Raw genomic sequence first — 6442 nt, 5'->3', positions numbered from 1 at the left:
CGGGCCAGACGGTGCGCCAGCGCGATCGGCAACGGCATCAGCTCAGGCGTCTCCGAGCACGCGAAACCGAACATCATGCCCTGGTCGCCGGCGCCCTGCGAGTCCAGGACGTGGTCGGAGTCGCCCTCACGCAGCTCGATGGCGCTGTCCACGCCCTGCGCGATGTCCGGCGACTGCGAGCCGATCGACACGCTCACGCCGCAGGAGGCGCCGTCGAAACCCTTCTTCGACGAGTCGTAGCCGATGTTCAGGATGGTGTCGCGCACGATCTTGGGGATGTCGGCGTAGGCCTGAGTGGTGACCTCACCCGCCACGTGCACCTGGCCGGTGGTGATCAGGGTCTCCACCGCGACACGGCTACGCGGGTCCTGCGCGAGCAGGGCGTCGAGAATCCCGTCGCTGATCTGGTCAGCGATCTTGTCCGGGTGGCCTTCCGTGACCGACTCGGAGGTGAACAGACGGCGTGCCACGGTGCTCCTCAGATTTGTCGAATACAACGTAACGCGGAAGTGTAGTCAGGGTCGCCGAGCGTCCCGGACCTGGGCTTCCAAGCGGGTGGCGACTTGATCGAAAATCATATCGGCCACATCGTCTTTCAGTAGTTCCCCGTGGGTGGCGGTGAAACCGTCCGCCCCCAGCAGGGTGACGGTGTTGCGGTCCTGACCGAAGACCCGGTCGACGCCCACTTCATTGACGACGATCAGGTCGGCCCGCTTGCGGGCCAGCTTGCCGCGGGCGTTCTCCAGAGCGTTCTGGGTCTCCGCCGCGAAGACGACGAGCACCTGGCCGGGCAGCTTGTTGGCGCCCAGTTCAGCGGCTATGTCCGGGTTCGTCACGAGATGGATGGCATCCGGCGTACCCGCGTCTGTTTTCTTGATCTTCTGCTCGGCGACCGAGGCCGGGCGGAAGTCGGCCGGAGCCGCGGCCATGACCACGACGTCGGCGGAGCCGGCGGCCTCGACCGTCGCCTTGCGCAACTCCTCGGTGGTCCCCACACGAATGAGATCGGCACCGGCGGGCTCCGGTAACGCGACGTTCGCTGAGATGAGCGTCACCCTCGCGCCGCGCGCCACCGCGGCGCGGGCCAGCGCGTACCCCTGCTTGCCCGAGGACCGGTTGCCCAGGAACCGGACCGGGTCGAGCGGCTCGCGGGTCCCTCCGGCGGTGACCACCACGTGGCGTCCGGCAAGATCAAGATCAACACCCCGGCGGAGTACGCGCAGAGCGATCTCGAAGATCGACGACGGCTCCGGCAGCCGCCCCTTGCCGGTGTCCTTACCGGTGAGCCGGCCGACCGCGGGCTCGATCACCACGGCGCCGCGCTCCCGCAGGGTCGCCACGTTGGCGCGGGTGGCCGGGTTCTCCCACATCTCGGTGTGCATGGCCGGCGCGTAGACGACCGGACAGGTGGCCGTGAGCAGGGTGTTGGTGAGCAGGTCGTCGGCGAGGCCGTGCGCCGCCCTGGCCAACAGGTCGGCGGTGGCCGGAGCGACCACGACCAGCTCGGCGGCCCGGCCGATGCGCACGTGCGGCACCTCGTGGACCTCGTCCCACACCCCGGTGGCGACCGGCCGCCCGGAGAGCGCCGACCAGGTCGGCTCGCCGACGAACCTGAGTGCCGAATCGGTGGGCACCACCCGCACGCCGTGACCGGACTCGGTGAACAGGCGGAGCAGCTCACAGGCCTTGTAGGCGGCGATGCCCCCACCGACCCCCAGGACGATCTCGGTCACCGTGCCCCCTCGGACAGCAAGCGGTCCCGCACCCGGAGACTCCGGACGCGGGACCAGATGAACTAGACGATCAGGGCTGGTCGGTCGCCTCGGCCGTCAGCAGCCCCGCGTTGATCTCCCGCATCGCGATGGAGAGCGGCTTCTCCTGCGGGGTGGTCTCGACCAGGGGGCCGACGTACTCGAGCAGACCCTCACCCAGCTGGCTGTAGTAGGCGTTGACCTGGCGGGCGCGCTTGGCCGCGAAGATCACCAGCGAGTACTTCGACGAGGTCTTGTCGAGCAGCTCATCGATGGGGGGATTGGTGATGCCTTCGGGGTTCGCGATGGTTCCCACGTTGGAAGATCCTTAATGCTCGTGAGCTGGTGTGGCCGGCGTCAGGTATGACGAACCGAGCAATCCTACCAGCTCATCCGCGGCCCTCTCGACGAAGTCGTTGACCACGGTGACGTCGAACTCGGCTTCGGCGGCCAACTCGTCGTCGGCGTGCGCGAGCCGGCGCTTGATCGTCTCCTCGTCGTCGGTGCCCCGGCCGACCAGGCGGCGCTGGAGCTCCTCGACACTCGGTGGGGCGAGGAAGACCAGGCGGGCCTCCGGCATCGCGGCTCGCACCTGACGGGCGCCCTGGAGGTCGATCTTCAGCAGAACGGGCCGGCCCTGCTGGAGCCAGCCCTCGACCTGCGCGCGGGGGGTTCCGTACAGGTTGCCCGCGAATTCCGCCCACTCCAGGAGCTGATCGCCGTCGATCAGACGCTGGAACTCGGACCTGGTCACAAAGTGGTAGTGCTCGCCGTCGGTCTCGTAGTCGCGTTTCTTGCGTGTTGTCACCGACACCGAGAGTCTGATCCACGGCGAGCGCAGCCGGATCAGCTCGATCACACTGTCCTTCCCGACCCCGGAGGGGCCGGAAAGGACAGTGAGGCGGGCTGCCGGCTGCGCGTCGTCATCCATGCTCACGGCTCATTCCTACACGAGCCGGTGAGTCAGTTCGCAGCGAACTCCCCCAGGAGGGCCTTGCGCTGCTGGTCGCCGAGACCCCGGAGCCGGCGGCTCTCGGCGATCTTCAGCTTCTCCATGATCTGGGTCGCGCGGATCTTGCCGATGCCCGGCAGCGCCTGAAGCACGGCCGAGACCTTCAGCTTGCCGACGACCTCATCGCCTTCCGCGCGGTCGAGCACGGCGGCGAGGGTGGTCTTGCCGGACTTGAGCTGTTCCTTCAGCTCGGCCCGAGCCTTGCGAACTTCCGCGGCCTTCTCCAGCGCGGCAGCGCGCTGCTCGGGGCTCAGTGACGGGAGCGGCACCAGTTCTCCTCAGGTCCCTTACGCGGCGGTAGTTCAATACCGGCGCTTCTGTGAAACGTGGTGTGCCATGGAACCAAAGGGGCATTGGTTCCCGGCGCCGGGAAAACTAGCGGTCAAACACGGTTTCGGCAACGTGGGGGTACCCCGGGCCAAGCTCTTCCGGAGCCTGGTAAGCAGGCCGTTTCACCCGAGCGCGGCGCGCACGCCGGCCAGAACGCGGTCCGTCGCGGCCCGCAATCCGGCGATCTCCGGACCCGCGGAGAGAACCTCGCGTGAGTACGACGGCAACACGTTGTGCAGGCTTTCGCCGAAGACCGCACGCAGGTCATCGGGCGTTCCGCCCTGCGCTCCCAGGCCCGGCGCGAGCAGCGGACCGTTGACCTTCGAGAGGTCGTGGCCGGTGTCGCCGATCGTCGCGCCGACCACGAGACCGAGGCTGCCGAGCGGCTTCACACCCGCGTTGACCTGGGAAATCTCGTCGATGACCGTTTGCGCGACGGTTTTTCCACCGCCCGCGACGGCGTGCTGGACGGCCGGGCCCTCGGGGTTCGAGGTCAGCGCCAGAACGAAGACGCCACCTCCGTGAGCGGCCGCCAGGTCGAACGCCGGCTGGAGAGAACCCACTCCAAGATAGGGACTCACAGTAATCGCGTCGGAACAGAGAGTACTCGCCGGATTCAGATAGGCGTCGGCGTACGCGGCCATCGTCGAGCCGATGTCGCCCCGCTTCACGTCCAGGAGAACAAGAGCCCCGGCCTCTCGGGACTGTCGGATAGTTGACTCAAGAACAGCGACGCCACGTGACCCAAATCTCTCAAAAAACGCGGACTGTGGTTTCAGAACAGCCACCCGATCGGCCAGCGCGTCGACCACCGTACGGGCGAAGCGTTCCAGGCCGGCGATGTCGTCCGAGAGGCCCCAGCGGGCCAGCAGAGAGGCGTGCGGATCGATGCCGACGCAGAGCGGACCACGCTCCGCGACCGCCCGGTGCAGTCGTTCGCCGAAGGTCTCCATAGTTTTTCCCTCTTCTGTGTCAGCCGGCCGCCGCCGCGGACGCGATCCCCGCGGCGATGCGGGCCACGTCGGCGTCGCCGGTCACGAACGGCGGCATGGTGTAGATCAGGTCCCGGAACGGGCGCAACCAGACGCCCTCGGCGACCGCCGCCGCGGTCGCCTTCGCCACGTCCACGTCGTGGTCGAGCTGGACGACGCCGATCGCGCCCAGGACACGCACGTCCGCGACCCCGCGCGCCCCGCGAAGCGGCTCCAGGCCGTCCGTGAGGGCCTTCTCGATCATCGGTACGCGCTCCGCCCACCCGCCCGCGCGCAGGAGGCCCAGGGACGCTCCGGCGACCGCACAGGCCAGCGGGTTGCCCATGAAGGTCGGGCCGTGCGCCAGCCCGCCGCCCTCGCCCGCCGAGATCGCCTCCGCCACCGCGCCGGTGCACAGCGTCGCCGCCAGGGTCAGGTACCCGCCGGTGAGCGCCTTGCCCAGGCACATGATGTCCGGGCTCACCCCGGCGTGGTCGGCACCGAAGAACCGCCCGGTCCGGCCGAACCCGGTGGCGATCTCGTCGAAGATCAGGAAGATCCCGTGCGCGGCCGTGGCCTCGCGCAGCACCCGCAGGTACTCAGGATGGTGGAACCGCATCCCGCCCGCGCCCTGCACCACCGGCTCGACGATCACGGCGGCGATCTCGCCGGCGTGCCGCCCGATCATGTCGGTCAGCTCGGTGGCGTAGCCCTCGTCCCACTCCGCGGGAGGCGGGCCCGCGAAGATCTGCCGGGGCAGCACCCCGTTCCAGAGCGAGTGCATGCCGCCGACCGGGTCGCAGACGCTCATCGGATGGAAGGTGTCGCCGTGATAGCCGCCCCGCCAGGTCGCCAGGCGCTGCCGGCCCGGCCGGCCCAGCGCCCGCTGCGCCTGCAACGCCATCTTGATCGCCACCTCGACGGCGATCGAGCCGGAGTCGCAGAGGAACACGTGCTCCAGGCCTGCCGGGGTGAGCTCGACCAGCTCGGCGGCGAGGCGGACGGCCGGCTCGTGGGTGAGGCCACCGAACATCACGTGGCTCATCCGGCCGGCCTGGTCGGCCAGCGCCGCGTCGAGAGCCGGGTGCCGGTAGCCGTGGATCGCCGCCCACCAGGACGACATCCCGTCGATCAGCTCCCGGCCGTCGGCGAGCCGCAGCCGGACGCCCTCGGCGCTCTCCACCAGGTAGGGCTCGCTCCGGCCGGGCATCGGCCCGTACGGGTGCCAGACGTGCGCCCGGTCGAGCGCCATCAGGTCGCGCTCGGCCGGGCTCGTCACGCGACGGCGGTCCGCGACGGCCGGGCGCCCCGGGCGACCGACAGGACCAGGTCCGGGCCCTTGTAGATGAACCCCGAATAGAGCTGCACCAGCGCGGCGCCGGCGTCGAACATGCGGGACGCGTCGTCGGCCGACATGATCCCGCCCACCCCGATGATCGGCAGCCGGCCGCCGCTCTCGGTGTGCACGAACCGGACCACCTCACGGGCCCGGGCGGTCAGCGGGGCGCCGGAGAGCCCGCCCGCCTCGCTCGCCAGGTGCCCGTCGGAGGCGGCCAGCCCGTCGCGGGACAGGGTGGTGTTGGTCGCGATGATCCCGGCCGCGCCGTGGTCGAGGCAGACCTCCAGCAGCTCGGCGATGGCCGGCTCGGTCAGGTCCGGCGCGATCTTGACGAGCACCGGCACCGGCCCGGCCAGAGCCTTGAGCAGCGCCGCGATCGCGTCGGAGTCCTGGAGGTTGCGCAGGCCGGGCGTGTTCGGCGAGGAGACGTTGACCGCGATGTAGTCGGCGTACGGGTGCAGCAGACGGTACGAGGTCAGGTAGTCCTCGACCGCCTCCGAGAGCGGCGTCACCTTCGACTTGCCGAGCGAGATGCCCAGCGGCACGTCGAGCGGGCCCAGCGCGGCCAGGCGGTCGGCCAGGGCGGCCGCGCCGGCGTTGTTGAAGCCCATCCGGTTGACGATGCCCTCGGACTCCCTGGCCCGGAACAGCCGCGGCTTGTCGTTGCCCGGCTGCGGTTTCGCGGTGACCGTGCCGACCTCGACGAACCCGAAGCCGAGCGCCGGCCACGCGGGCAGCGCGATGCCGTTCTTGTCCATGCCGGCGGCCAGGCCCACCCGGTTCGGGAAGCGGACGCCGAACACCTCGACCGGGTTCGAGAACCCGTACCAGCGGCGCATCGCGGTCAGGGCCGGGGCCGGCAGCGAGGCGAGCCGGTTCAGCGTCCACTCGTGGGCGTGCTCGGCGTCGCCGCCGCCCAGCCGGAACAGGGCCGGCCGGGCGACGTTCGTGAAGAGGCTCATCGCGCCACCTCCGCCGCGCTCCGGCGTGGCAACGAGTTCATGACCGAGCCTGATGATTCGCTCGCAAGCCCGCTCAT

The 6442-nt window shown here is 69.9% G+C and carries 8 protein-coding genes; all 8 read right to left on the bottom strand.

The window, feature by feature from the left end; translation table 11 throughout:
* On the bottom strand, nt 1–470 hold a 470-nt coding region (locus KZ829_RS42090), incomplete at its 3' end, for an S-adenosylmethionine synthetase N-terminal domain-containing protein (protein WP_308285892.1).
* Between the two features lie 45 nt (nt 471–515).
* A complete protein-coding gene (gene coaBC, locus KZ829_RS42085; protein ID WP_220149431.1) occupies nt 516–1733 on the bottom strand; it encodes a bifunctional phosphopantothenoylcysteine decarboxylase/phosphopantothenate--cysteine ligase CoaBC in 1218 nt (405 codons plus the stop codon).
* 70 nt (nt 1734–1803) lie between these two features.
* A complete protein-coding gene (gene rpoZ, locus KZ829_RS42080) occupies nt 1804–2067 on the bottom strand; it encodes a DNA-directed RNA polymerase subunit omega (protein WP_071807772.1) in 264 nt (87 codons plus the stop codon).
* A 12-nt stretch (nt 2068–2079) separates the two neighbouring features.
* A complete protein-coding gene (gmk, locus tag KZ829_RS42075; RefSeq protein WP_220149433.1) occupies nt 2080–2682 on the bottom strand; it encodes a guanylate kinase in 603 nt (200 codons plus the stop codon).
* Nucleotides 2683–2714: 32 nt separating this feature from the next.
* A complete protein-coding gene (gene mihF / locus KZ829_RS42070; RefSeq protein WP_067705076.1) occupies nt 2715–3032 on the bottom strand; it encodes an integration host factor, actinobacterial type in 318 nt (105 codons plus the stop codon).
* A gap of 183 nt (nt 3033–3215) precedes the next feature.
* Nucleotides 3216–4046 carry an orotidine-5'-phosphate decarboxylase gene (gene pyrF / locus KZ829_RS42065; RefSeq protein ID WP_183215204.1) on the bottom strand — a complete coding sequence of 277 codons (831 nt, stop codon included), beginning with the start codon at nt 4044–4046 and terminating at the stop codon, nt 3216–3218.
* Between the two features lie 19 nt (nt 4047–4065).
* Nucleotides 4066–5316 carry an adenosylmethionine--8-amino-7-oxononanoate transaminase gene (locus KZ829_RS42060; RefSeq protein WP_246637160.1) on the bottom strand — a complete coding sequence of 417 codons (1251 nt, stop codon included), beginning with the start codon at nt 5314–5316 and terminating at the stop codon, nt 4066–4068.
* A 23-nt stretch (nt 5317–5339) separates the two neighbouring features.
* Nucleotides 5340–6365 (bottom strand): quinone-dependent dihydroorotate dehydrogenase, encoded by a 1026-nt coding sequence (locus tag KZ829_RS42055; RefSeq protein WP_220149429.1) that lies wholly within the window; start codon nt 6363–6365, stop codon nt 5340–5342.
* Nucleotides 6366–6442: the final 77 nt, after the last annotated feature.

The sequence above is a fragment of the Actinoplanes hulinensis genome, from assembly GCF_019429605.1.
GTDB lineage: Bacteria > Actinomycetota > Actinomycetes > Mycobacteriales > Micromonosporaceae > Actinoplanes > Actinoplanes campanulatus.
This window is presented reverse-complemented; position numbering and strand designations above follow the sequence as displayed.

Excerpts from the sequence above, each read along its gene's own strand:
- gmk (WP_220149433.1), bottom strand. The coding sequence starts at position 2,682 with ATGGATGACGACGCGCAGCCGGCAGCCCGCCTCACTGTCCTTTCCGGC.
- pyrF (WP_183215204.1), bottom strand. The coding sequence starts at position 4,046 with ATGGAGACCTTCGGCGAACGACTGCACCGGGCGGTCGCGGAGCGTGGT.
- KZ829_RS42060 (WP_246637160.1), bottom strand. The coding sequence starts at position 5,316 with ATGGCGCTCGACCGGGCGCACGTCTGGCACCCGTACGGGCCGATGCCC.
- KZ829_RS42055 (WP_220149429.1), bottom strand. The coding sequence starts at position 6,365 with ATGAGCCTCTTCACGAACGTCGCCCGGCCGGCCCTGTTCCGGCTGGGC.